General features: G+C 51.8%; 21 protein-coding genes. 9 read left to right on the forward strand and 12 right to left on the reverse strand.

Going from position 1 to position 21,947, the window contains the following annotated elements; translation table 11 throughout:
- Window positions 1-503 precede the first annotated feature (503 nt).
- The 4 genes from C0081_RS15755 to mgrA all read left to right on the forward strand — a co-directional run bounded on the left by C0081_RS15755 (window position 504) and on the right by mgrA (window position 6,432).
- On the forward strand, window positions 504-3,296 hold the full coding sequence (locus C0081_RS15755) for a bifunctional aconitate hydratase 2/2-methylisocitrate dehydratase (protein ID WP_101534775.1): 2,793 nt from the start codon (window positions 504-506) through the stop codon (window positions 3,294-3,296).
- 279 nt (window positions 3,297-3,575) lie between these two features.
- Entirely contained in the window at window positions 3,576-4,070 is a 495-nt protein-coding gene (locus C0081_RS15760) for a GNAT family N-acetyltransferase (protein ID WP_210200526.1), read from the forward strand.
- A 132-nt stretch (window positions 4,071-4,202) separates the two neighbouring features.
- The gene (locus C0081_RS15765) at window positions 4,203-5,054 is read left to right on the forward strand and encodes an urea carboxylase-associated family protein (protein WP_101534776.1); all 852 of its coding nucleotides are present in this window, start codon (window positions 4,203-4,205) and stop codon (window positions 5,052-5,054) included.
- Between the two features lie 349 nt (window positions 5,055-5,403).
- Complete coding sequence (gene mgrA / locus C0081_RS15770; protein WP_101534777.1) at window positions 5,404-6,432, forward strand: L-glyceraldehyde 3-phosphate reductase; 1,029 nt, start codon at window positions 5,404-5,406, stop codon at window positions 6,430-6,432.
- Between the two features lie 53 nt (window positions 6,433-6,485).
- Here the strand turns inward: mgrA and C0081_RS23780 are convergent, their stop codons facing one another.
- Complete coding sequence (locus C0081_RS23780) at window positions 6,486-6,779, reverse strand: DUF1674 domain-containing protein (protein WP_101534778.1); 294 nt, start codon at window positions 6,777-6,779, stop codon at window positions 6,486-6,488.
- A 102-nt stretch (window positions 6,780-6,881) separates the two neighbouring features.
- On the opposite strand from C0081_RS23780, the gene htpX reads away from it, so the two are divergent.
- From htpX to C0081_RS23110, 3 genes are all read left to right on the forward strand, one after another.
- Entirely contained in the window at window positions 6,882-7,859 is a 978-nt protein-coding gene (htpX, locus tag C0081_RS15780; protein ID WP_101534779.1) for a zinc metalloprotease HtpX, read from the forward strand.
- Between the two features lie 116 nt (window positions 7,860-7,975).
- Window positions 7,976-8,341, forward strand: a complete 366-nt coding sequence (locus C0081_RS15785) for a DUF6122 family protein (protein ID WP_210200527.1) — start codon at window positions 7,976-7,978, stop codon at window positions 8,339-8,341.
- A gap of 292 nt (window positions 8,342-8,633) precedes the next feature.
- Window positions 8,634-8,837, forward strand: a complete 204-nt coding sequence (locus C0081_RS23110) for a hypothetical protein (RefSeq protein WP_146006480.1) — start codon at window positions 8,634-8,636, stop codon at window positions 8,835-8,837.
- A 92-nt stretch (window positions 8,838-8,929) separates the two neighbouring features.
- On the opposite strand, the gene typA is transcribed toward C0081_RS23110, so the two are convergent.
- From typA to C0081_RS23420, 7 genes are all read right to left on the reverse strand, one after another.
- The gene (gene typA, locus C0081_RS15795) at window positions 8,930-10,750 is read right to left on the reverse strand and encodes a translational GTPase TypA (protein WP_101534781.1); all 1,821 of its coding nucleotides are present in this window, start codon (window positions 10,748-10,750) and stop codon (window positions 8,930-8,932) included.
- A 255-nt stretch (window positions 10,751-11,005) separates the two neighbouring features.
- Window positions 11,006-11,737 carry a helix-turn-helix domain-containing protein gene (locus tag C0081_RS15800; protein WP_101534782.1) on the reverse strand — a complete coding sequence of 244 codons (732 nt, stop codon included), beginning with the start codon at window positions 11,735-11,737 and terminating at the stop codon, window positions 11,006-11,008.
- A 339-nt stretch (window positions 11,738-12,076) separates the two neighbouring features.
- Window positions 12,077-12,595 carry a DUF1643 domain-containing protein gene (locus tag C0081_RS15805; RefSeq protein WP_101534783.1) on the reverse strand — a complete coding sequence of 173 codons (519 nt, stop codon included), beginning with the start codon at window positions 12,593-12,595 and terminating at the stop codon, window positions 12,077-12,079.
- Window positions 12,592-13,533, reverse strand: a complete 942-nt coding sequence (locus C0081_RS15810; RefSeq protein WP_101534784.1) for a DMT family transporter — start codon at window positions 13,531-13,533, stop codon at window positions 12,592-12,594. Before C0081_RS15810 ends, C0081_RS15805 begins: the two co-directional genes overlap by 4 nt.
- Window positions 13,534-13,677: 144 nt before the next feature.
- Entirely contained in the window at window positions 13,678-14,907 is a 1,230-nt protein-coding gene (locus C0081_RS15815; protein ID WP_101534785.1) for an argininosuccinate synthase, read from the reverse strand.
- 151 nt (window positions 14,908-15,058) lie between these two features.
- Entirely contained in the window at window positions 15,059-15,892 is an 834-nt protein-coding gene (locus C0081_RS15820; RefSeq protein ID WP_101534786.1) for a phosphatase PAP2 family protein, read from the reverse strand.
- Window positions 15,893-16,042: 150 nt separating this feature from the next.
- Window positions 16,043-16,183 (reverse strand): hypothetical protein, encoded by a 141-nt coding sequence (locus C0081_RS23420; RefSeq protein WP_210200528.1) that lies wholly within the window; start codon window positions 16,181-16,183, stop codon window positions 16,043-16,045.
- A gap of 242 nt (window positions 16,184-16,425) precedes the next feature.
- Here C0081_RS23420 and C0081_RS15830 point away from each other — a divergent pair, with 242 nt between their 5' ends.
- Window positions 16,426-17,292 carry a LysR family transcriptional regulator gene (locus C0081_RS15830; protein WP_101534788.1) on the forward strand — a complete coding sequence of 289 codons (867 nt, stop codon included), beginning with the start codon at window positions 16,426-16,428 and terminating at the stop codon, window positions 17,290-17,292.
- On the opposite strand, the gene C0081_RS15835 is transcribed toward C0081_RS15830, so the two are convergent.
- The 4 genes from C0081_RS15835 to C0081_RS15855 form a co-directional block, all read right to left on the reverse strand.
- Window positions 17,289-17,741 carry a hypothetical protein gene (locus C0081_RS15835; RefSeq protein WP_146006482.1) on the reverse strand — a complete coding sequence of 151 codons (453 nt, stop codon included), beginning with the start codon at window positions 17,739-17,741 and terminating at the stop codon, window positions 17,289-17,291. The two genes, C0081_RS15830 and C0081_RS15835, sit on opposite strands and share 4 nt — an antisense overlap.
- Window positions 17,742-17,784: 43 nt before the next feature.
- Window positions 17,785-19,107, reverse strand: a complete 1,323-nt coding sequence (rlmN, locus tag C0081_RS15840) for a dual-specificity RNA methyltransferase RlmN (protein ID WP_101534790.1) — start codon at window positions 19,105-19,107, stop codon at window positions 17,785-17,787.
- Between the two features lie 260 nt (window positions 19,108-19,367).
- On the reverse strand, window positions 19,368-19,889 hold the full coding sequence (locus tag C0081_RS15845; protein WP_245417969.1) for an invasion associated locus B family protein: 522 nt from the start codon (window positions 19,887-19,889) through the stop codon (window positions 19,368-19,370).
- A 269-nt stretch (window positions 19,890-20,158) separates the two neighbouring features.
- Entirely contained in the window at window positions 20,159-20,701 is a 543-nt protein-coding gene (locus tag C0081_RS15855) for an RNA methyltransferase (RefSeq protein ID WP_101534792.1), read from the reverse strand.
- Between the two features lie 266 nt (window positions 20,702-20,967).
- Between C0081_RS15855 and C0081_RS15860 the strand changes: the two genes are divergently transcribed.
- Window positions 20,968-21,942: an NADPH:quinone oxidoreductase family protein gene (locus tag C0081_RS15860; protein ID WP_101534793.1), complete on the forward strand. Its 975-nt coding sequence runs from the start codon at window positions 20,968-20,970 to the stop codon at window positions 21,940-21,942.
- Window positions 21,943-21,947: the final 5 nt, after the last annotated feature.

The raw sequence follows: 21,947 nt of genomic DNA on the forward strand, positions 1-21,947 counted from the left end.
ACGACTTTTCCATCGCCTCGATTTGAATAGCGTAGTCTATAGGCATCGATAGAGCCAAATGTTGCCTTGATTTTCATCATATTTACATAAATTGCCCGCGTGGCGATATGTCATCTTCCGTAAGTATATGCAAGTGCGAAAAAACCCGCCTCCCGACCTTCGGTTATCTAGCTTTCAAAAACAAAAGGTCCTATATAGTTTTATATCTGTGCCTACGGTCTTATACGAAGCAAATTGGGTTTCACTCTTTGTTGAAGGCGATTTATGACTCTCGTAGCTTTTCCGTATGCGTAATTTTCAATAAGTGCCTTGCTTGATGTTTCTTGCATATCTTGCTCTGCACAACCACCTGACGATCGACGGCGAAGCAATGTTCTACTGTCGAATATATTGCAAGTCGATCTCATTTAATTTAGCACGGCAGTGAATGTGCCTGTCCCTTCTCACCCACTATGTGAGATCCGGTTTCAGGCGGAGTGTACAACTTATACACCGGGACCAACATGACCTTATATACAGACTATCTTGACGAAATTGAAACCAGAGAAATCCAAGGTTTGCACCCCAAGCCCATCGATGATGCTGCTCTATTGAATGAGATTATTGCGCAAATCAAAGATACCGCAAACGAATACCGCAAAGACTCTCTTCACCATTTCATTTACAACACGATTCCGGGTACTACGAGCGCTGCGGGTGCCAAGGCGAAATTTCTTAAAGAGATTATTCTAGGCGAATCTGTCGTCGAAGAAATTTCCACGGGCTTTGCATTTGAGCAGCTGTCTCACATGAAAGGCGGGCCATCCATTGATGTTCTTCTTGATTTGGCGCTTGGTGATGACGCATCCATCGCAGAGCAAGCAGCCGAAGTCTTGAAAACACAGGTCTTCCTTTATGAAGCCGATACGGATCGTCTCGAAGCTGCGTATAAAGCAGGGAATGCAATCGCCAAAGGTATTCTTGAAAGCTACGCCAAGGCTGAATTTTTCACAAAGCTTCCCGAGATTGAGGACGAAGTAAAGGTCGTTACTTACGTTGCCGCCGAGGGTGATATCTCCACGGATTTACTGTCTCCTGGCAATCAGGCGCACTCACGGTCTGACAGGGAACTGCACGGCAAGTGCCTGATTTCTGAAAAAGCACAAAAAGAAATTGAAGCGCTGAAGCTTCAGCATCCGGACAAACGCGTCATGTTGATTGCCGAAAAAGGCACGATGGGCGTCGGCTCTTCTCGTATGTCTGGTGTCAACAATGTGGCGCTTTGGACTGGTAAACAGGCCAGCCCTTACGTTCCGTTCATCAATATTGCGCCGGTTGTTGCCGGTACCAACGGAATCTCACCGATCTTCCAGACCACAGTGGGTGTGACCGGGGGTATCGGGCTTGATCTTAAAAACTGGGTCAAGAAGCTGGACCAAGACGGAAATCCGATCCTGAACAATGATGGCAATCCGGTGCTCGAACAGAAATATTCTGTTGAGACGGGTACTGTTCTGACCATCAACACCAAAGAGAAAAAGCTTTGCAACGAAGCCGGAGATGAAGAGCTCGCGGATGTTGCGTCCGCCTTCAATCCGCAAAAGGTTGAGTTCATGAAGGCCGGTGGCTCCTATGCCATTGTTTTCGGCAAGAAGCTTCAGACTGTTGCGGCAGACGTGCTCGGTGTTGAACCTGCTCCTGTCTTTGCTCCTTCCAAAGAAATATCCCACGAAGGTCAAGGCCTCACAGCAGTTGAAAAAATCTTTAACCGCAATGCTGTTGGATCCACTCCTGGCCTAACGTTGCATGCCGGTTCTGATGTGCGTGTGAAGGTTAATATCGTCGGGTCCCAAGACACGACCGGTTTGATGACCGCGCAAGAGCTCGAAGCGATGGCTGCGACGGTTATTTCACCAACCGTTGACGGGGCCTATCAATCCGGTTGTCACACCGCGTCAGTTTGGGATTTGAAGGCACAAGCAAATATTCCACGCCTGATGAAATTCATGAATAAGTTTGGCTTGATCACCGCGCGTGACCCGAAAGGTGTTTACCCTGCGATGACTGACGTTATTCATAAGGTTCTGAATGACATCACTGTTGATGACTGGGCGATCATCATCGGCGGTGACTCCCATACGCGCATGTCCAAGGGTGTTGCTTTCGGTGCGGATTCCGGCACCGTGGCGCTTGCTCTGGCGACGGGTGAGGCAACCATGCCGATCCCTGAATCAGTCAAGGTGACCTTCAAGGGCTCCATGGCCAGCTATATGGACTTCCGCGATGTCGTGCATGCGACACAAGCTCAGATGCTTGAGCAGTTCGGTGACAATGTTTTCCAAGGTCGTGTGATTGAAGTGCATATCGGCACATTGCTTGCCGATCAGGCCTTTACCTTCACTGACTGGACTGCGGAGATGAAAGCGAAAGCATCCATCTGTATTTCGCAGGATGACACGCTCGTTGAGTCTCTTGAAATTGCGAAGAAACGCATCAAGATCATGATCGACAAAGGCATGGACAACGATGTTCAAATGCTAAAAGGCCTGATTGCGATCGCTGATAAACGAATCAAAGAGATCAAGTCTGGTGAAAAGCCTGCGTTGACGCCAGATGGCAATGCAAAATATTTTGCTGAAGTGGTTGTTGATCTTGATGCTATCGTCGAGCCGATGATTGCTGACCCGGATGTGAATAACATCGAAGTCTCAAAGCGTTATACCCACGATACAATCCGCCCGATCTCCTACTATAACGCGGAGAAAAAGGTTGATCTCGGTTTTGTCGGGTCTTGCATGGTGCATAAGGGCGATATGAAAATCGTTGCTCACATGCTGCGCAATCTTGAAGCTGCCAACGGCAAGGTTGAATTCAATGCGCCTCTCGTTGTCGCCGCTCCGACTTACAACATCATTGATGAACTGAAAGCAGAAGGCGATTGGGAAGTCCTTCAGAAATATTCAGGCTTTGAGTTTGATGACTTGGCGCCCAAGAGCACTGCGCGCACCGAGTATGAGAATATCATGTATCTCGAGCGTCCAGGTTGCAACCTTTGCATGGGCAACCAAGAAAAAGCGGCAAGGGGTGATACCGTTCTTGCCACATCTACACGCCTCTTCCAGGGTCGTGTTGTGGAAGATAGCACTGAGAAAAAGGGAGAATCCTTGCTCGCTTCCACTCCGGTTGTCGTTCTCTCTGCGATCCTTGGCCGCACACCAACACTTGAAGAGTATAAAGCAGCCGTGGAAGGCATCGATCTGACGAAGTTTGCGCCTCCTGTGGCGATACCCGCCAAGTCACAGTCTGTGCATTTCTAAGACCTGTTGATTGCGGCGGTTTGGCTTTGTTCGTCTTGCCGCAGTATCTGAGTTTGAAAGCCCCGGCGTTCGTATGAATGCCGGGGCTTTTGTTTCTGTGGCGTGTTTTGAACGGATAGGCGTTGACAAAATTCCCCGCTTCTTTAGGCTGGCTTCATTATCCCAAGGTTGGAGATTTTATGTCCTGTTGATAGGGGAGCATCCAAAGTTCCCATGATGCATCAAAACCGATTATTCCGCTGGTTTTTGGCTGGCGTAGGTTTTTTGTGTCCTTGCGTATTGACGAAATCAGTCGCGGCACTCCTTGGTGGAGCTGCTTGTGGCGAAGATCTGGACATTTCCAAATTGATTAGAAAATATAAAAACGAAGACACGGACGCGGTGATCGCTGTCTGGCGTGCTGCCAGTGATTTGGCGCATCCCTTTTTATCCAAGGCCTTTCAGGAGATGGCCGAACAGCAAATTCGCCATCTTTATCTACCGCAGTCCGAGACATGGGTCGTTGAGCATGATGGCGCGGTTGTTGGTTTTATCGGGCTTCTCGACTGTTTGATCGGCGGCCTGTTTGTGCATCCTGACTATCATGGCAAAGGATTGGGGCGCGCCTTAGTCGATAAAGCCGTGGCACTGAAAGGGCCTTTGGATGTGGAGGTGTTTGTCGAAAACAAAATCGGCAGGCGCTTTTACAAATCCTATGGTTTTATTGGCACCAAAGAGGTGACTGACCCGCATTCCGGCTTTGAACTTTTGCAACTAAGCTATGAACTGGAATAGCGAAGGCATCTGATAAACCTCTCCCGGCGCTTGAAAGGGCGCCGGGAGAGGCCCTTTTCGATTTTTCTTGCCAGCCTACCGTGGGCTCTGCAAAGCTGCATCAGCAGAGTCCTTTCTTAATGAGATGCCATCATGACCAACCCGACCTCTCCCGTTGATGCGGATGCCCGCCGCGCTGTGAAGCCCGTCATTTGTTATCCAACCGAAACGCTACCCAAGCCCGATCTAGCGCTGTATCAAGCCGCGCGCGTGGGGGCGGAAAAGGTTGCTGAAGTCATCGTGCCGCCACGTGATGCGGCGAGCATTGAAGTGCCAGAGGGCCATTTCTTGCGCATTGTCAGCATCGAGGGGCCGCAGGTCGGTGATCTTGATCTGTTCAACAGCAAGGATCTTTCCGAGCGCTTTTATTCGGGCAAGACGCGGGCGTTGCACGGCACCCATGTGACCATTGGTGATCAACTGTGGTCCAATTTTCCGTTTATGCGTCCGATTGCTACGGTGGTGGACGATACGTTGAATTGGTACGGCATAGATGATTTCGGTGGCTCGGTGCATGATGTGATCGGCACCCGCTGCGATCCTTATACAGGACAGGTGCTCAATGGGGTGGATTATCACCATTGCTGTCATTCAAACCTGACGCGGGCTTTGGCTGCGGCACGGGTGTTGCCTCTTGATGAAGCGGAAGCCCATGTGCACGATGTCCTCAATGTTTTTATGTGCACCGGTTTCACCCGCGATACTGGGCAATATTTCATGAAAGCCAGCCCGGTGCGTTCGGGGGACCATTTTGAGTTGTTTGCTCAAATTGATCTTTTGGCAGTGATGAGCGCATGTCCGGGTGGGGATTGTTCCACAGAGCATTCCAGCGATGCTGCGGCCTGCTATCCAATGCTGATGGAAGTCTATAAAGCAGCGGACGGGCGTCTTGATGATTGGCAAAGCCCAAGCGTGAATGGCTATGATCGTAGTCACGGAACTTAGGGTCTGCTCTTAAAACAGGGCCACCAAAACAGCACCGGACCCAAAATGATCTGGCTATCAGCCCTTTGGCGATCATCTGGCGTTGGGGAGGGCTCAATCTTGCAAAGTGGCAAGCTCTGTTGGCGAGTTCCCTGCTGTCGGGTGGCTCTTTTCGCTTGGCCTTGGCAAAAAAGGGAAATTGGTGGTGGGCTCTTTCTGAAATGACAATTTGTGCTAGTGTTGCAATCAGAGGAATTGAGCGTGGTAGCCAAGATGCCTGCTCGAGAAGATAACACCACTGCTCTTTCCCCGCTGTGGTGACTGTTCAACAACAAATCTCATACCTTTAGAATGCTCAATGGAGGCGCAGATGACTTATTCTCCCGCTGAAACTCGTTATGACACGATGCCCTATCGTCGCTGTGGCACGTCTGGCTTGAAGCTGCCAGCAATCTCGTTGGGTCTTTGGCACAATTTTGGCCATGACACACCGCATGCGACGAAACAGGCCATCTGCCGCACGGCTTTTGACAATGGGATTACCCATTTCGATCTGGCCAACAACTATGGCCCGCCTCCCGGGTCTGCTGAAGAAGCCTTTGGTGATATTTTGCGCACCGATTTTAAAGGCTATCGCGATGAGCTTATTATCTCGTCCAAAGCCGGTTATTTGATGTGGCCTGGACCTTATGGCGAATGGGGTAGCCGCAAATATGTGATGTCATCCTGCGACCAGTCGCTCAAACGGATGGGGCTGGATTATGTCGATATTTTCTATTCTCACCGGTTCGATCCCGAAACACCTCTTGAAGAGACCATGGGCGCATTGGACAGCATTGTGCGGCAGGGAAAGGCGCTTTATGCGGGTATTTCCTCCTATAATTCTGAGCGCACCCGTGAAGCTGTGGCCATATTGAAGGATCTAGGCACGCCCTGCGTCATTCATCAGCCCAGCTACAATATGCTCAATCGCTGGGTGGAGCGCGACGGTCTGAAGGATACTCTGCAGGAGTTGGGTGTCGGTTCTATTGCCTTTACACCGCTGGCGCAGGGTATGCTGACCAATAAATATCTGGGTGGTATTCCTGAAGGGTCTCGGGCGACACAAGGCAAGTCTCTCAAACCAACCATGCTCTCGGACAAGGCGATTCACAATCTTAACAAACTCAATGAGATTGCAGAGCAGCGCGGTCAGACGCTGGCACAAATGGCGATTGCCTGGGTTCTGCGTGACGGCGGCATCACCACCGCTTTGATCGGTGCGTCTCGCCCCGAACAAGTGGTCGACTGTGTTGGTGCAGTGGCCAATCTGGACTTCAGCAAAGAAGAGTTGAGTGCGATTGATGTCTATGCCGATGAAGAAGACATTAATCTCTGGGCGCGCTCTTCAGCCTCCTAACGTGATTTGGGCGCGGATGGCATACAGCCTCTCGCGCCCATTTTTTCGGTAGACTAAAAATCGATTGCCCGACCGTCGATCTCATAATCGTTGTAGCGTGATGGGTCCAGTCCTCCACGACCGCCAAGCTCTTTGGGACGATTGGCACTTTCCTTGATGGCATCGCGCTCTTTGCGCCGCTCCTGAGCTTCTAGCAGGGCGCGTTGGGCTGGGGCAGGCAAATCTTCAAACTTGCGACGCGGTTCGGCCTCTTGCTCTGCCTCGGGCTTGGGTGGGTCATACGCAACTGCGGTTTTAAGCTCTGTTTGTGCCGTTTGGAGCGCTTCGCTTTTGTCTTTGTCAGCCATCACTCATCCTGTTGTGACTTGAAATCTCAATTCTACGCCTAACATATAGGATGTTGAAGCGTGATCCAATTGTTGGGTTTGGAAAAAGAGGACTAAAATCGCATGAATTTCTTCCGCACCGCACTGTTGCTGGCTGGTATGACGGCGTTGTTCATGGCCATCGGCTATATGCTCGGTGGCTCGGGAGGCATGATGATTGCCTTCATTATTGCGCTTGGTATGAACGCGTTCAGCTATTGGAACTCGGACAAGATGGTTCTCAAGATGCACAATGCCGTCGAGGTCGACGCGCGAACTGCACCTGAATATTATGAGATCGTGCAAAAATTGGCTGCAGAAGCCCAGCTGCCAATGCCTAGAGTGTATGTTCTGGACAGCGAACAGCCCAATGCGTTTGCGACGGGGCGCAACCCGCAAAATGCCGCCGTGGCAGCGTCGACCGGATTGCTCAACCGGCTGACCTATGAAGAGGTCGCCGGTGTGATGGCGCACGAGCTGGCCCATATTAAAAATTATGACATCTTGACCATGACGGTGACCGCCACGCTGGCCGGTGCTGTGTCTATGCTGGCAAACTTCGCTATGTTTTTTGGTGGCGGGCGCGACCGTGAGGGAGGCGGTGTTGGCATCATCGGCACTATTGCTTTGATGATTTTGGCGCCTCTTGCAGCTTCCGTCGTGCAAATGGCGATCAGCCGGACGCGGGAATATGAAGCGGATAAAATCGGGGCGCAGATTTGTGGCCAACCGATTTGGCTTGCCTCTGCTCTGGCAAAAATAGCCAATGCCGCAGGGCGCGAGGTGAATGTGACGGCGGAGGCCAATCCGGCTACGGCGCATATGTTCATTATCAACCCGCTATCAGGTCAGAAGATGGACAATTTGTTCTCGACCCACCCTGACACACAAAATCGTATTGATGCGCTTCAGGCACTGCAACAAGAGTGGTATGGGAGCAATGGCCCGCTGAAGGTTAGCTCGGGTGGCACGTTGGGTGCCAACCAGCGTCGTAACAGCCTTGATGACGGGCCGTGGGGGCGTGCCACACATGATGATGAGCCGTCTGGTCCATGGGGCTAGGGGCAAATGATTTGAGTATGAGATGAGCCACTCCGTTTGGGGTGGCTTTTCTTTTGGCTCGTGCGTTGTTTCCAAAGGGATTAGGCAAACTTTGAACAATCGAGCGGAGATGATGCTTGGAAATAGCCTACGGTATTCTTCGCCCTTTGCTGCATTACAGCAATCATCTTCTGATGCCGTTTGCGATCGCACCACAGGTGTTCCCCAAACAGGTTTGGCTGAAAGCGGCATTGATTATGGTGGCGACGATGGCCATAGATCTTGACCATCTGCTGGTTGACCCGACATTTGACCTCAATCGCTGTTCAATAGGCTTTCATCCGCTGCATACGGTCTGGGCGGCGTTGGTCTATGGGGTGTTTCTCATGCTACCCAACTGGAAAGCGATGTGCCATCGGGCTGGGCTGTCTGTGGCATTTGGTGACTGGCTGGATCGATTGTGTATTGGGCGGGATATGGTAATTTTACGCGGTCTGACGTAAGTGGATTATTCGGACTGTATTTGCACTTTTAAGTAGTGAAGTTACATTATGCACAGCTGTTAACTTTCTGTTAACCACCAATCGCCTCGGTGGATGCGAAAGATTAAGATTGTGTTAATTTACAACTGTAGACTGCAAATTCACGATGCATAATTTTAAGGATATTGTTGTGACCCTAAGGCTTGAACACCGTAAAAGCAGACGTCGGCGTGTCTTGAAAGGTGGAAGAATTTTTTATAACAATTATTGCTTTAGCTGTGATTGCATCATTCGTAATGAAAATGATAGTGGCATGCAGCTCAAAGTTGATTCCGGTGCGCTTGTACCAACCGAGTTTGCTATTCTTAATCGCAAGGATGGAACTTTGGCTAATGCCCGAATGGTTTGGCATAAAGACACGCAAATTGGCATCGAGTTCCTGTCCAAATTTGCTGACGTGCGAGACTCCTCTAGGGAGCATATTCGACAGATGTCTGTTCTGGTAACAAGTGGCTAATTTACTTTTTTAGAGTGCCGATTCATTGGATGCGGTAGGCAAAAAAAAGGGGATGCATATGCATCCCCTTTTTGTTTTTCGATTTCAGCTGATCAAGCTGACTTTTTTGCAGCGCGAGACTGTCTCTTGCGATCGTTTGGATCGAGCAAGATTTTGCGCAGGCGGATGGATTTTGGTGTTACTTCCACCAGTTCGTCGTTGGCAATGTATGACAGCGCTTCTTCCAAGCTCAATTTCATTGGCGTGGTCAGTTTAACCGCATCATCCTTGCCTGAAGAACGGATGTTGGTCAGCTGTTTGCCTTTGAGCACGTTGATCTCAAGGTCATTGCCGCGGGTGTGTTCACCAACGATCATGCCTGTATAGACTTTGGTGCCCGGCGTGACCATCATTGGGCCGCGATCTTCCAGCTGCCACAGGGCATAGGCCACGGCTTCGCCGTCGCCATTGGACAGCAAAACACCAGTGCCACGGCTGGCGATTTCGCCTTTGTGGAGGGCATATTCGTGGAAGATGCGGTTAAGGATGGCGGTGCCGCGCGTATCAGACAGCAATTCTGATTGATAGCCGATAAGACCACGAGTCGGTGCGTAGAAAATAAGACGGGTACGTCCGCCGCCCGAAGGACGCATGTCGATCATTTCGCCCTTGCGTTCGGCCATTCCCTTGACCACGGCGCCTGAATATTCATCATCCACGTCGATGATGACTTCTTCGATGGGCTCTAGAACCTTGCCATTCTCGTCTTCTTGCATCACCACCTGAGGACGGCCGATGCCGAGCTCAAAGCCTTCACGGCGCATATTTTCAATCAGAATGGACAGCAGCAATTCACCACGACCCGAAACGATGAAGGCGTCGGCGTCGTCGGCTTCGCGTACTTTCAGCGCAACATTGCCTTCTGCTTCCGATTCAAGACGGGCACGGATGACGCGGCTCTGGACCTTGTCGCCTTCGGTACCAGCCAGCGGGCTGTCGTTGATGCGGAAGGTCATGGACAAGGTTGGCGGATCAATTGGCTGTGCTGCGACGGCATCCTTGATGGAAGGATGACAAATGGTGTCAGCCACGGTGGCTTTTTGCAGGCCAGAGATGGAGACAATGTCGCCTGCAACGCCTTTTTCGATTGTGGTGCGCTCAAGACCACGGAAGGCCATAACCTTGGAAATACGGCCGGTTTCAACAATAGAGCCGTCACGGGCCAAAGCTTTGACCGTCATGTTGGGTGTGACTTCGCCAGCGATGACGCGACCGGTCAGGATGCGGCCAAGGAAGTTGTCAGCCTGAATGGTGGTTGCCAAGAGGCGGAATTCGCCTTCTTCGACCGTAGGCGCAGGCACATGCTTGATGACCATCTCAAACAAGGGCTCAAGACTGTCTTTTGGTCCTTCCGGATCGGTGGACATCCAACCATTTTTGGCTGAGCCATACAGGACTGGGAAATCGAGCTGGTCTTCGTTGGCGTCCAGATTGGCGAACAGGTCGAAACACTCGTCCAGCACTTCGTCTGCACGCTGTTCGGGTTTGTCGATCTTGTTGATGGCAACAATAGGACGCAAACCCAATTTCAATGCTTTGGAAACCACAAATTTGGTCTGAGGCATCGGGCCTTCGGCCGCGTCAACCAGAACGATGACACCATCCACCATGTGCAGGATACGTTCCACCTCGCCGCCAAAGTCGGCGTGGCCAGGTGTATCCACGATGTTGATGCGTACACCATCATGCTCCAGCGATGTGACCTTGGCCAGGATGGTAATACCGCGCTCACGCTCGATATCGTTGGAATCCATCATCCGGTCTTCGGTCTTCTGGTTGTCACGGAACATGCCCGATGATTTCAGCAATTCGTCGATTAGCGTGGTTTTGCCGTGGTCGACGTGGGCGATGATCGCAATGTTGCGCATAGTCATATAGATTTGTCTCTTGTCTTCCGGGCATAGCCAATGGGTCCGGCGGATACCGATTTGATTGGTCGCTCCGTGTCATGCAGGGATTTGGCGCAAGCTCTATACGAATTTTCCCCATTTGGGAAGCATTGTTTCGGCAGAAACCCGCATGTCTTGCCTGTGTTGCATACAAACATAGCTCCCTATCAGCTCTCTATGACAGGGGAATGAAGACAATTAAAGCGTGCGCGTGGTTCTTCGTTCGGAATAAAGTTGCGTCTAAATCGGCCCATCATTGTAAATTTCAAACAAAGACGCACGGGAGGAGATGCCGAGTTTTTCATAGGCTCTGCGGCGATATGTAACCACGGTTGATGGTGCAACATCCATATCCGCTGCTATGACTTCCGCTTTTTTGCCTTGCAGGATGCCATGGCACACCTGTTTTTCTCTGTCTGAAAGAGGGTCAAGGACGGAAGGGTTGGTTTGTTGTGTGTCTGTTTCGTAATGCAAAAGAGCAAGCCAACCCAGAATGGAAATTAGTGAGGGTTTCTCTTGCCGATCTTCTTTTTGGGTGTAGTAGAAGTTGATAATCAGGCGGTGTCGGCTGCCTACAACCAATACGGCATCTTTGTCTTCTATGTGGGCCGATTGGAAGATGCTGGTAAGATCGTTTTTGGATTCAAGTGGCAAAGGCTTCAAAATATCATCGAATGTCCGCAGGCTCATCGCACCCTTTGGCATTGCTAGTATTTCATCTCGCAAGGTATCCGTCTTATAATATTGGGATACATAGAGCATCATCATGCGCGTTGCGGTGAGCGTGTTATTGAAGTTTCTGCAGATAAGCGAGACCGGTTTGCCTTCTCCATAAGACATAATGACAACCTGACAAGCACTTAAGCTGTCAATCAATTCCAAATAGGGTTTGAAAAACGTCTCTGTCCCGCGATGATTGAGACACGCTTCGATCAGTTCAAGCTGTTTTTGTGTTTGCGTTGGAGAAGTCATGTGTCCCCTTCTTTAGTGGACAGAATAATTGTTTTTTATCTGCTACAAGTTGTAACTGTTGATGTATGAGTCCCCCTCCAAGCCATATATCAATATGTAAAACAGATGCGGCATCCTTGAATTAGGCATTCAAGGACAACTTCAGAAGCGATGGTCTTGTCCCCCAACTATAGACCTTCGTTCTTCTAATGTCCCCCACCAAGCGGTCCCTCCCCGTGCTTGGTGAGGGACAAAATTTTACTCGGCTTTGGTATCAATTTCTCACCAGAGTATGGGTAAATATGCCTAGTTTGTAAATACTCCAAGCAATGAATTACAGGTTTGCGCCGCACTGTCAGTCTAGTCTATTAGGATTAGGGCTGCTTCGTTGCGGAGGTAGAGCGGGTGCCGCGGGTGACCTTCTTTTGACAATCCCAAGTGGTGTAAACTGATTTTTTCTGACCTGAGTAGCGTTTGCACAGCCGGTCCCATGCCCATATAGGCCCCGTGGGTGCCCCACGCACATATGATCGTGTCTGCCCAGCGCGCGCTTTCTAGCAAATAGGCCAGATTTTCCGGGCCGATGGGGTCTTTTGCTTTTTTCAGATCGCGTGGATCGGTGGCACGAAAGGCAAACAAGTTACAGACTCGAAAAGCCCCGAATTCCAAGGTGCGAGCGCGCCGCTCACAGCGCTCGACTGTCGGATCGTTTTTAAGTTCGGTTGCCGTCGACGGATTGAGCATGATGAACAACAGTCTGGGTGTTGTGTTGTCCCATATCCGCGTCAGAGCATAACGATAGATCTCGCAAGAGGAATAAACCGCGACCGAATGCACAGCATTTTGTGTGAAGGAATTTTCTTTCAAACGGTCTTTCATGACGCTCCATCAGATGAAGATGGCTTCGGGCCTCTGTCAGGTTGGGGCTTGCTGCCTTTGAGCAGGAAAACGCCGACAAAAATAAGAGCGGTTGCAAAATAGCTGCTGAGCTGGATTGGTTCGCCAACAAGGAACACCCCGATCAACAATGCGACTACGGGGGGGATATAGGTTACGGCTGAAGCTGCGACCGCGCCAAGCGTACCGACGATGAAATAGTAGATTATGTAAGCACAGCCCGTGCCCAGCAGACCGAGGCCAATCACAAGGCCAACAGCTGCGCGTTGATCGCTCCAGAAGGCATCGGGAACGGTGAAGTCAGTCAGCAAAGCCAATGTCACAAGGCCAAAGCCCAATTGGTATGTTGCCAATGCGACAGGAGCAATTTTATGCGCGGAGAGGTATTTTCTGGCATAGACGAAAGAGCTTCCGACGCTCAGAGCACCCAGTGCCATATAGGCTACACCTTCCAGATTGGTGGCGGCGAGATCAGACCCGAAGGGGTTTGCTATGATCAACACACCGGCAAATCCAATCATGACACCGAACGATTTGCGAACGGACCGGTTTTCTTCCGGCAAGAAAGCAATGGCCGCTATGAAGGCAAACAGCGGGATGGCGCCGCTCAGTGCACCCGCAACGCCAGACAGCAAAAGCGATGTTCCTTTGGCAAATCCGAAAAAATAAACGCTAGTGGCGAGCAGAGACATAACAAAAAAATGCTTTGCCAATCGGATATGCACCCACTTTAATGCGCCTGTGGCGACGGCATAGAGTGCGATTGGGACAAAGCCGAACAGCACACGCCAGAAAACAATCTGTGTGGGTGTGAGATAGTCCGCAGCCCATTTCATGAAAATGAAATTGCTGCCCCAAATGATGCCCAAACTGCAAAAGGCAATCAAAGGCAGGAATTGGCGCGTTGGGGACTTTATCATATGGGACTCTTTTGTTTGTTCTATCCACTAGGAATAGGCCGTCTTTGACGGTGTGGCAAACTTTGTATGGTTGAGAACGAAAATAGGCGGAGCAATGCCCCGCCTGTTGTTCATGCTATCTGTCTTGCGTTCAGCCTGCCGTGCTTAGCTTTTGGCTTTGCGGTTGCGGTAGCCGATAGTGCGCAGGCGCAGGGCGTTTAGTTCAATGAAGCCAGCGGCGTCATTGTGATCATAATCGACCGCACCTTCTTCGAAGGTGACCAAATCTTCTGAATAGAGGCTGAATTCAGAATCGCGTGCAATGACATCGGCGTTGCCTTTGTAAAGCTTGAGCTTGACTGTGCCGGTGACATATTCTTGCGATTTGTCGATCAGGGCCTGCATCATTTCGCGCTCTGGGCTGTACCAGAAACCGTTATAGATCAGTTCGGCATAGCGTGGCATGATGGAATCTTTCAGATGCGCGGAGCCGCCATCGATAGTGATAGATTCGATGCCACGGTGCGCTGCCAGAAGGATGGTGCCGCCCGGCGTTTCATAGATGCCACGGGACTTCATACCGACAAAGCGGTTTTCCACCAGATCCAGACGACCGATGCCGTTGTCATGACCCAGTTCGTTGAGCTTGGTTAGGATTTCTGCCGGGGTCATTCTTACGCCATCAATGGAGACAGCGTCGCCTTTTTCAAAGCCGACTTCAATGATCGTGGCTTTGTCTGGCGCGGCTTCCGGGCTGAGAGTGCGGGAATAGATATATTCTTCTGCTTCAACCGCTGGGTCTTCCAGTACCCGACCTTCAGACGATGTATGCAACAGGTTGGCATCGACTGAGAAAGGCGCTTCGCCGCGTTTGTCTTTGGTAATAGGAATTTGATTTTGTTCAGCAAATTCAAGCAGTTTGGTGCGTGATGTCAGATCCCATTCGCGCCAAGGGGCGATGACCTTGATATCCGGATCGAGTGCGCGCGCGGCGAGCTCGAAGCGAACCTGATCGTTGCCTTTGCCGGTTGCGCCATGCGCCACAGCATCAGCGCCAACCTCTTGAGCAATCTCAACGAGGCGTTTGGAGATCAGGGGGCGCGCAATGGAGGTGCCGAGCAAATAGACGCCTTCATACAGCGCGTTGGCGCGGAACATCGGAAAGACAAAGTCGCGCACGAATTCTTCGCGGACATCTTCAATACGGATGTCTTTGATGCCCATCATTTCAGCTTTTTTGCGCGCTGGTTCCAGCTCTTCACCCTGACCTAGGTCAGCGGTAAAGGTAACCACTTCGCAGCCATATTCGGTCTGCAGCCATTTGAGGATGATGGACGTATCGAGGCCGCCGGAATAGGCCAGAACGACCTTTTTAATATCGCCTTTTATAGCCATGCGATTTCACCTGATTTGCTAGCGGGCGCTTGGGCACGCAAGCCGCAAGCAGGCCCTCGGGTCTTTGAGAAAGGGTGCATATCGGCGGCACTATAGGCGCTGTGGCATTCTGCGCAAGAGGGTTTGGCGCGAAAGTGTGGTCGAATGCGGGTCAGTTTTCGTCTCTGTCGTCCGGTTGTGCATTTGTCTGGTTGTTTGCCGTCTTTTTGCGCAGTTTTTGCTCAATTTTACCCAAATTGCTTCGCAAGCGAATTCCGGCCTTGTCCCACGCCTCTTCCAGCTGGTTTGAATCGCTTCCCCAAAGGGGATCTTCGCGGAACAATGACCACAGCACGACCATGACCCAGCCGGTCAGCGCCCATGACAATAAAATGTCCGAAAGATAGTGACCGCCAAAAACGATGCGGTTGAATGAGACCAATAGAGCGAAAGTCGCGATGATCCAGAAGCTGACTTTGCGCCAGCCAAGGGGCAACAGCAAAATGAGCCCAAGCATCCAAAAAGACATCGCTCCCTCACCAGAGACGAAGGAACAATTTTTTTGGCAATTGTCCGCGATCACCCAGACTTGTGAATAGGGCCAGTCACCGCCAAACAGGTCGGTTTGTACTGGCCGGGCTCTGCCCCAATTGGCTTTTAACAACAGATTGACAATGAGGCCGGGCCCGATGATGGCTGCTACCATCAGGAACAACATGTGCGAGAGGGCAAACAATTTTTTAAGATTGGGCCAGAACAGGCGCGCCACAAAAAACAGCGCCATGAGAATGATAATCAGGCGAGGGGCGAAAATGCCCAGTTTGCGCAATCGCAACGGAAACCAAGCGCCCTTGAGCCAGAATTTATCCTGTGCGTCAAAGAACAAACCTGAGACCCAGAGGTCAATTTCTGGCACCACAAGAAAGACCATTGAAAGCAACAGCACCAAAAGTGTTGCGAAATAAATCGGGCGTGTTCGGGCGTCGGTTTTCAGCACGTCGAGCATGGATGCGGTCCGGTCATTGGGCCAGTGTCAATTTGACAGGTCCTAACCGATTTTTGCCCACAAGGAAAGCAGTCAAAACGGAAGAGGGCTGTGACTGTTTCTATGCGCAGTTGTCGCGACCGTGTTTGTTTTGGGTGTTGTCTCAAAATGTCAGGTTCTATGGTAGAGCTCAATCCACTTGAGGAATGGCCGCCATTCGGGGCTTTCCAACGGATCTGCGAAGGCGTTCTTACGTCCCTTTTGTGGTTTGAATGTGGATGTCCAAAGATACAGGCTTTGTATTTGCGACATAGGATTTCCTCTCAATTTGGCACAGATCGACCGGTCGCGCTTTGCGATAACAAAGGCTTTGAGATCAGTGAATGCTGGATTGTCGGTGGTCGTTTGGGTGTGACTTGCGCAAGGCTGCGAAATGCGCACCGGTGTTGTTTCAAACATAGCATCGTCAGAAGGCGCGGTGTAGATTGCTGAATGAAAATCGCTTTTCACCGGTGTGTGTTGAAAGCAACCGGGTTTGCGCAGAGTATCAGGATATGGAATCAAGCTGGGACGATCTAAAACTGTTTCTTTATGTCGCCGAAGAAGGCGGTTTGTCTGCGGCTGCGACGCGTACCGGCATCAGCGCCCCGACGATCGGTCGACGCATGCTGGCGCTTGAGCGGACGATGAATCGTATTTTGTTCGAACGGAGTCGTCGGGGCTATGAGCTCGCCGCCGATGGACTTGCCTTGCTTGAACGCGTCAGGGAAATGGAACGGGTGTCGTCAGATATATCTGCATGGCATGGTGGCGCTTTTCAAGATCCCTTCGTTGGCCTTGCCGGTGACGCCTGGCTGGCCCGTTTTCTAGCCAACCACAGCGATCAGTTATCAAATGGTCCGGGGGATGTGCGCTTTTGCTGCATGGACGCGCATGCCGGTCTCAGTATGGCCAATCGGGACAGCGATATTGCCATCATTGCTGAGCCTCCCAAGAGCGGCAATTTTGCCGTCCGTCCGTCGGTCTCCGTGGCGTATGCCGTTTATCAACATCCAGATTTGGGAAAGGCAGAGGATCGCCCTTGGGTGTCCCTTGGCAAAGAAGAATCGCGGTTTGCCGCTGACCGCTGGGTTTTTGAGCATTTTGATTTGAGCGTTTATGGCTGGACCAACAGCCCTCATGTGCTGTTGCAGATGATTGTCTCGGGCCAAGGGCGCGGCGTGTTGCCCTGCTTCATCGGTGACAGCCATAGGGAACTCGAGCGAGCCAGCGATGTCATCCAAGACCTGACGACGCGCTTGCATATTGTGGTCAATGATGATGACCGGCATCGACCTGAAGTGCGTTTGATGCTGGATCGAGTGGCGGCGTTGCTGACCGATCATGCGGCGCTATTTGCAGGACAAATGTCTCGGGGCTAGAGAGACTTGGGGCGATTGTCCTTGGTTCTCTGCACGATGCCTGCACCACGGCCAGCAATCAGCCAATAGACAAAGCCGCCAACCAGACCAGCTGCCAGGGCACGCATGTCCAATGCAATGGCAAGACTGTCCACCGGTTCACCCGGCGCATGGGTGGCAAACAGGGATAGAGCGAGGCCAAAGCCCAGATAGATCCACAAGCTGCGCCAAGAGAAAAATTCGGTAATCATCAACCCCAGAATGGCGGGATAAAAGGCAATTGAGCCCAGCGTTCCTGCCAGAAAAACACCGGTGAAGAGGGTGAAGGCATTCTCGACAGTCGGATCGCTCGCCGGTGCGGGGTCCATGGAGAAGACGGCAAAGCTGAGGAAAATGCCTGCAGCGAGAATAGCCAAGATCAGCCCGAACGGGACCATCATGAGGCGGGCGAGGAGACGGGAAAAGCTCAACGAATCATATCCTGTTTGCAATGGAATAGGCGTGCGAGATCGGTTACGCCACGTCCTCTTCTTCCATATCGTCATCCATGCCGTCGCCTGCAAGGTTGGACAGGCGCATTCTTTCCAGTGCTTCCAACTCTGCTTCCAGCCTGTCGCGGTCAACTTTGCGCATGCGCTCGGTTTCGGATTTCAGCTGACCACAGGCGGCAAAAATATCACGGCCGCGCGGGGTGCGGACCGGAGAGGCATAGCCAGCCCGGTTGATGAAGTCCGCGAAGGTTTCGATTTGATCCCAATCGGAGCATTCATGCTGAGTGCCGGGCCAAGGGTTAAACGGGATGAGGTTGATTTTTGCCGGAATGCCGCGCAGCATTTTAACCAACTGGCGGGCGTCTTCGAGAGAGTCGTTGACGCCCTTGAGCATGACATATTCAAACGTGATACGTCTGGCATTGGAAACACCGGGATAGGTGCGGCACGCTTCAAGCAGGTCTTTGAGGGGCCATTTTTTGTTGATTGGTACCAGTTCATCACGCAATGTATCATTGGTGGCGTGCAGAGAGATAGCCAGAGCGCAACCTACCTCGGCACCGATGCGCTCGATATTGGGCACATGACCTGATGTAGACAAGGTGACGCGACGTTTGGAGATGGAGAGGCCTTCGCCATCAGACATGATCAACATGGCTTGTTTGACATGGTCATAGTTGAACAAAGGTTCGCCCATGCCCATCATCACCACATTGGTGACAAACCGGCCTGTTTTGGGGACGATTGCGTTACTGTCCGGCTCGCGTTCGGGGAAATCATTGAGCATTTCGCGTGCGACGCGCAGCTGGGCGATAATTTCTTCGGCGGTCAGGTTACGGACCAGTTTTTGCGTGCCGGTGTGGCAGAAGGTGCAATTGAGCGTGCAGCCGACCTGACTGGAGACACATAGCGTGCCGCGTTTGTTGTCCGGGATATAAACGGTTTCCACTTCCACCGGTCTGCCTGCGCCGCGTGGCGGGAACCGCAACAGCCATTTGCGGGTGCCGTCAACCGAGATTTGTTCGGCAACCAGCTCGGGGTGGGTGACGGTATAGACCAGATCCATTTTGGCGCGCAGATCTTTGGACATATTGGTCATCTGGTCAAAAGAATAGGCGCCACGCACGTAAATCCAGTTCCAGATCTGCGCAACGCGCATGCGGACTTGTTTGTCTGCAACTCCAACCCGGCGCATGGCCTCGCCCAACTCATCACGATCCATGCCGACCAGATTGAGCTTGTCCGGATCGAGTGTCGGCCATTTTTGGCCTTGTGGAATCGCGATTTCAACAGGTGCAGTCGGAGTCGAGAGAGTGGTGGCAGGCTGTGTTGTGGCGTGTGTCATGGCTTAGTCCCGCTGTTTGGTTGCGGGCCCTCTTTTCAAGGTCGACCGCCCGTTTGCGGTCCTTGGAAAACACCATTCCGGACCGACTGATTTGCGCGCCTTGGGTGCGTGCCCAACGCTAAACCAGCCATGATCCTTGCCCTTTAGCCAAATTGCCATCAGGGGGTGTTCTGTGAAGTGGGGTGTATAATGCAAAAAAGCGGCCTTGTCAGCCGCTTTTTCGAATCAGATGTCTTTCTTGCCTGCTGCTCGCCAAGAGCCTAGTTGCAGGAAGCGAGCGCTTTCCTCGTTGCGGCAGTGATGCCGGACAACGAGTAAGTGTCAACGGTCACTGTGCCACGGCTGGATGTGCCACGGACAACCATGGAAGACCCCTTACGCATCGCTGCGACAAGTCGTGCTTCTTCGGCTGCATTTTCAAGCCACGCACCGTCACCTGATGTATACAGGGTGAATCTGTCGGAGCCGACCTGAATAGAGGTCTTTGAGCCTTCTTTATAAGGATAACCGGTGATCACGTTGACTTCCTCGCGGACGCCTTCACGAGGTCGGGTTGTAACAAAGAAATAAACCGGGTCACGGTTCACATTCTTTGGCTCCATGTCTTTGGGCTGACTGACAGCGAAACACATTTTGCCGCGCTGTGGGTCATTAAAGACGTAAGCGCCCCAATCTTTGAATTGTTCTACACGCGTTGCCGCTCCCTGCGCTGAAGCTGCAGTTGTGGAAAGGGCGGTAAGGGCGAAAAGTGCGGCTGCACCAAGGATTTTTACGCTTTTCATGTCTACCTGTCGCTGTTCGACTGGATGCCAACAGGAGCCAAGGGCTCCAATTCATTCACTCTACATTTACCAAAGATGGGGTTACCAAACTGTGAAGCAATCGGGAATTTTGCGCATTTTCTGCATCACACCCAATCATAAACGCAAATTTGAACCGGTTTTTGGTTTGATTAATGGCAGAGTTCAGGGCAAATGCGGCAATAGCAGGGCATTGTTGCAAGTTGGCCTGTATCGGCCGTGCAAAGCATCTTTTAAGCGGTGGATCTCTCTTATCCTTTGAGTGCATCCGGTGTTCCAGAGCGGAATCTGGGTTTGCCATGCAAGTGGACGCGCTCTTGGGTTGGCCCCCCGACTCGTACGGGTCGTTCGGTGAAACCGCCCATGGACTGAACCCGATCATACATGATTATGGCACCTGCGGTGGCGACATTGAGACAAAAGCGGGTCGGGATCTTGATGATGAACTCGCATTGGTCCTGCATGACACGGGTCAGGTTGCCACGCTCCGGCCCCAAGAGATAAGCGGCCTTGGTGGGGTGGCGAAAGGATGGCAGCGATACCGCATCATCCGTCAGCTCAACACCGACCAACCGGCAATCCTTTGGCAACAGCATGTCTTGTGGTGTGTCCCAAGGGTAGTAGGGTATGTGATCTGAGCTGCGGGAGGTATCCGTGCCGGGGCGAGAGAATCGCTTTTCAGCTGCGATGGTGAAAAAGAAACTGGCCCCGAATGCGTGGGCTGTGCGTACCAGATTGCCAAAGTTTCCTTCTTTGGACATGCCCTCTACACCGATTGCGAAATAGCCGCGCATTGGCCCCTCATTTATTTATGATTTAAAAGGTTCCGCTTTGCCGCCTGATTGCTTGCGTAGTGGCTGTTTTGATGCGGAATTGCGCCTTTCTAGACCAAATGTACATAAAAAGGAACCATCGAGACGAGGGAAAATGGAGATCCCTGTTGTGGAATGCCACTCTGCCAATGGCCATGAGATCTACATCTCTTGGATAGTTTGTTGTTACTTACGGGCGTGATAGGCATCTCATAGATGCGCGTTTCACGCAAGGGATGGAGGCAGACATGCGGGCAATCATGTGTGAGGTTTTTGGATCAGCTGACCATTTGGTGTTGGCCGAGATTGAAAAACCCAAAGCGGGGCCGGGGCAAGTTTTGATCCGCGTCCGAGCGGCGGGCCTCAATTTTTTCGATACACTGATCATTCAAAACAAATATCAATTCAAGCCCGCATTGCCATTTTCTCCCGCAGGAGAAATCTCTGGTGAGATCGAAGCGGTGGGCGACGGCGTCGATGCGGCGCGGCTGGGTCAGCGTGTGGTCGCCTATGTCCGCTGGGGTGGAGCGCGGGACTATATTGTCATTGATGAGGGCGAAGTGATTGTCATGCCTGATGGGCTCGGGTTCAATGAGGCCGCCGGATTGATGATCACCTATGGTACGACCATTTATGCCCTGCGAAGTCGGGCCAACTTGCAGCCCGGTGAAAGCCTGGCTGTATTGGGAGCCGCTGGCGGGGTTGGACTGGCTGCCGTTGAAATTGGCAAGCTGATGGGGGCCAACGTGATCGCCTGCGCTTCGTCACAAGACAAATTGGATCTTTGTGCCGCTCATAGTGCGGATGAATTGGTAAATTATACCGAGGTCGATCTGAAGCTGAGGTTGAAGGCGCTGACGTCAGGACAGGGGGTGGATGTGGTTTACGATCCGGTTGGCGGTGATCTGTCGGAAGCCGCTTTGCGGGCTACCGCTTGGTATGGGCGGTTTTTGGTGATTGGCTTTGCTTCGGGCACCATCCCGAAAATGCGGCTCAATCTGGTCATGCTGAAGAGTGTCGACGTGCTTGGTGTTTTTTGGGGTGAGGCTATCGTCCGCGACCCTAACGGTCATGCGCAGAATATGGCGCTTATCATGGACTGGGTAGCACGTGGGGATTTGAAGCCGCATATCGGCCATATTTACCCCTTGGAAGACACGCCCAAAGCCATTGCGTCGATTGCCAATCGGCAGGCCAAAGGCAAGGTGATTATCGCTCTCTGACCCCT

This window comes from Cohaesibacter celericrescens, from assembly GCF_002866925.1.
GTDB lineage: Bacteria > Pseudomonadota > Alphaproteobacteria > Rhizobiales > Cohaesibacteraceae > Cohaesibacter > Cohaesibacter celericrescens.

Excerpts from the sequence above, each read along its gene's own strand:
- C0081_RS15815 (WP_101534785.1), bottom strand. The coding sequence starts at position 14,907 with ATGGCTATAAAAGGCGATATTAAAAAGGTCGTTCTGGCCTATTCCGGC.
- C0081_RS15800 (WP_101534782.1), bottom strand. The coding sequence starts at position 11,737 with ATGACTTCTCCAACGCAAACACAAAAACAGCTTGAACTGATCGAAGCG.
- C0081_RS15830 (WP_101534788.1), top strand. The coding sequence starts at position 16,426 with ATGGAATCAAGCTGGGACGATCTAAAACTGTTTCTTTATGTCGCCGAA.
- C0081_RS23110 (WP_146006480.1), top strand. The coding sequence starts at position 8,634 with ATGCAGCTCAAAGTTGATTCCGGTGCGCTTGTACCAACCGAGTTTGCT.
- C0081_RS15860 (WP_101534793.1), top strand. The coding sequence starts at position 20,968 with ATGCGGGCAATCATGTGTGAGGTTTTTGGATCAGCTGACCATTTGGTG.
- C0081_RS23420 (WP_210200528.1), bottom strand. The coding sequence starts at position 16,183 with ATGTCGCAAATACAAAGCCTGTATCTTTGGACATCCACATTCAAACCA.
- typA (WP_101534781.1), bottom strand. The coding sequence starts at position 10,750 with ATGACTATGCGCAACATTGCGATCATCGCCCACGTCGACCACGGCAAA.
- mgrA (WP_101534777.1), top strand. The coding sequence starts at position 5,404 with ATGACTTATTCTCCCGCTGAAACTCGTTATGACACGATGCCCTATCGT.
- htpX (WP_101534779.1), top strand. The coding sequence starts at position 6,882 with ATGAATTTCTTCCGCACCGCACTGTTGCTGGCTGGTATGACGGCGTTG.
- C0081_RS23780 (WP_101534778.1), bottom strand. The coding sequence starts at position 6,779 with ATGGCTGACAAAGACAAAAGCGAAGCGCTCCAAACGGCACAAACAGAG.
- C0081_RS15820 (WP_101534786.1), bottom strand. The coding sequence starts at position 15,892 with ATGCTCGACGTGCTGAAAACCGACGCCCGAACACGCCCGATTTATTTC.
- rlmN (WP_101534790.1), bottom strand. The coding sequence starts at position 19,107 with ATGACACACGCCACAACACAGCCTGCCACCACTCTCTCGACTCCGACT.
- C0081_RS15765 (WP_101534776.1), top strand. The coding sequence starts at position 4,203 with ATGACCAACCCGACCTCTCCCGTTGATGCGGATGCCCGCCGCGCTGTG.
- C0081_RS15845 (WP_245417969.1), bottom strand. The coding sequence starts at position 19,889 with ATGAAAAGCGTAAAAATCCTTGGTGCAGCCGCACTTTTCGCCCTTACC.
- C0081_RS15810 (WP_101534784.1), bottom strand. The coding sequence starts at position 13,533 with ATGATAAAGTCCCCAACGCGCCAATTCCTGCCTTTGATTGCCTTTTGC.
- C0081_RS15855 (WP_101534792.1), bottom strand. The coding sequence starts at position 20,701 with ATGCGCGGCTATTTCGCAATCGGTGTAGAGGGCATGTCCAAAGAAGGA.
- C0081_RS15755 (WP_101534775.1), top strand. The coding sequence starts at position 504 with ATGACCTTATATACAGACTATCTTGACGAAATTGAAACCAGAGAAATC.
- C0081_RS15805 (WP_101534783.1), bottom strand. The coding sequence starts at position 12,595 with ATGAAAGACCGTTTGAAAGAAAATTCCTTCACACAAAATGCTGTGCAT.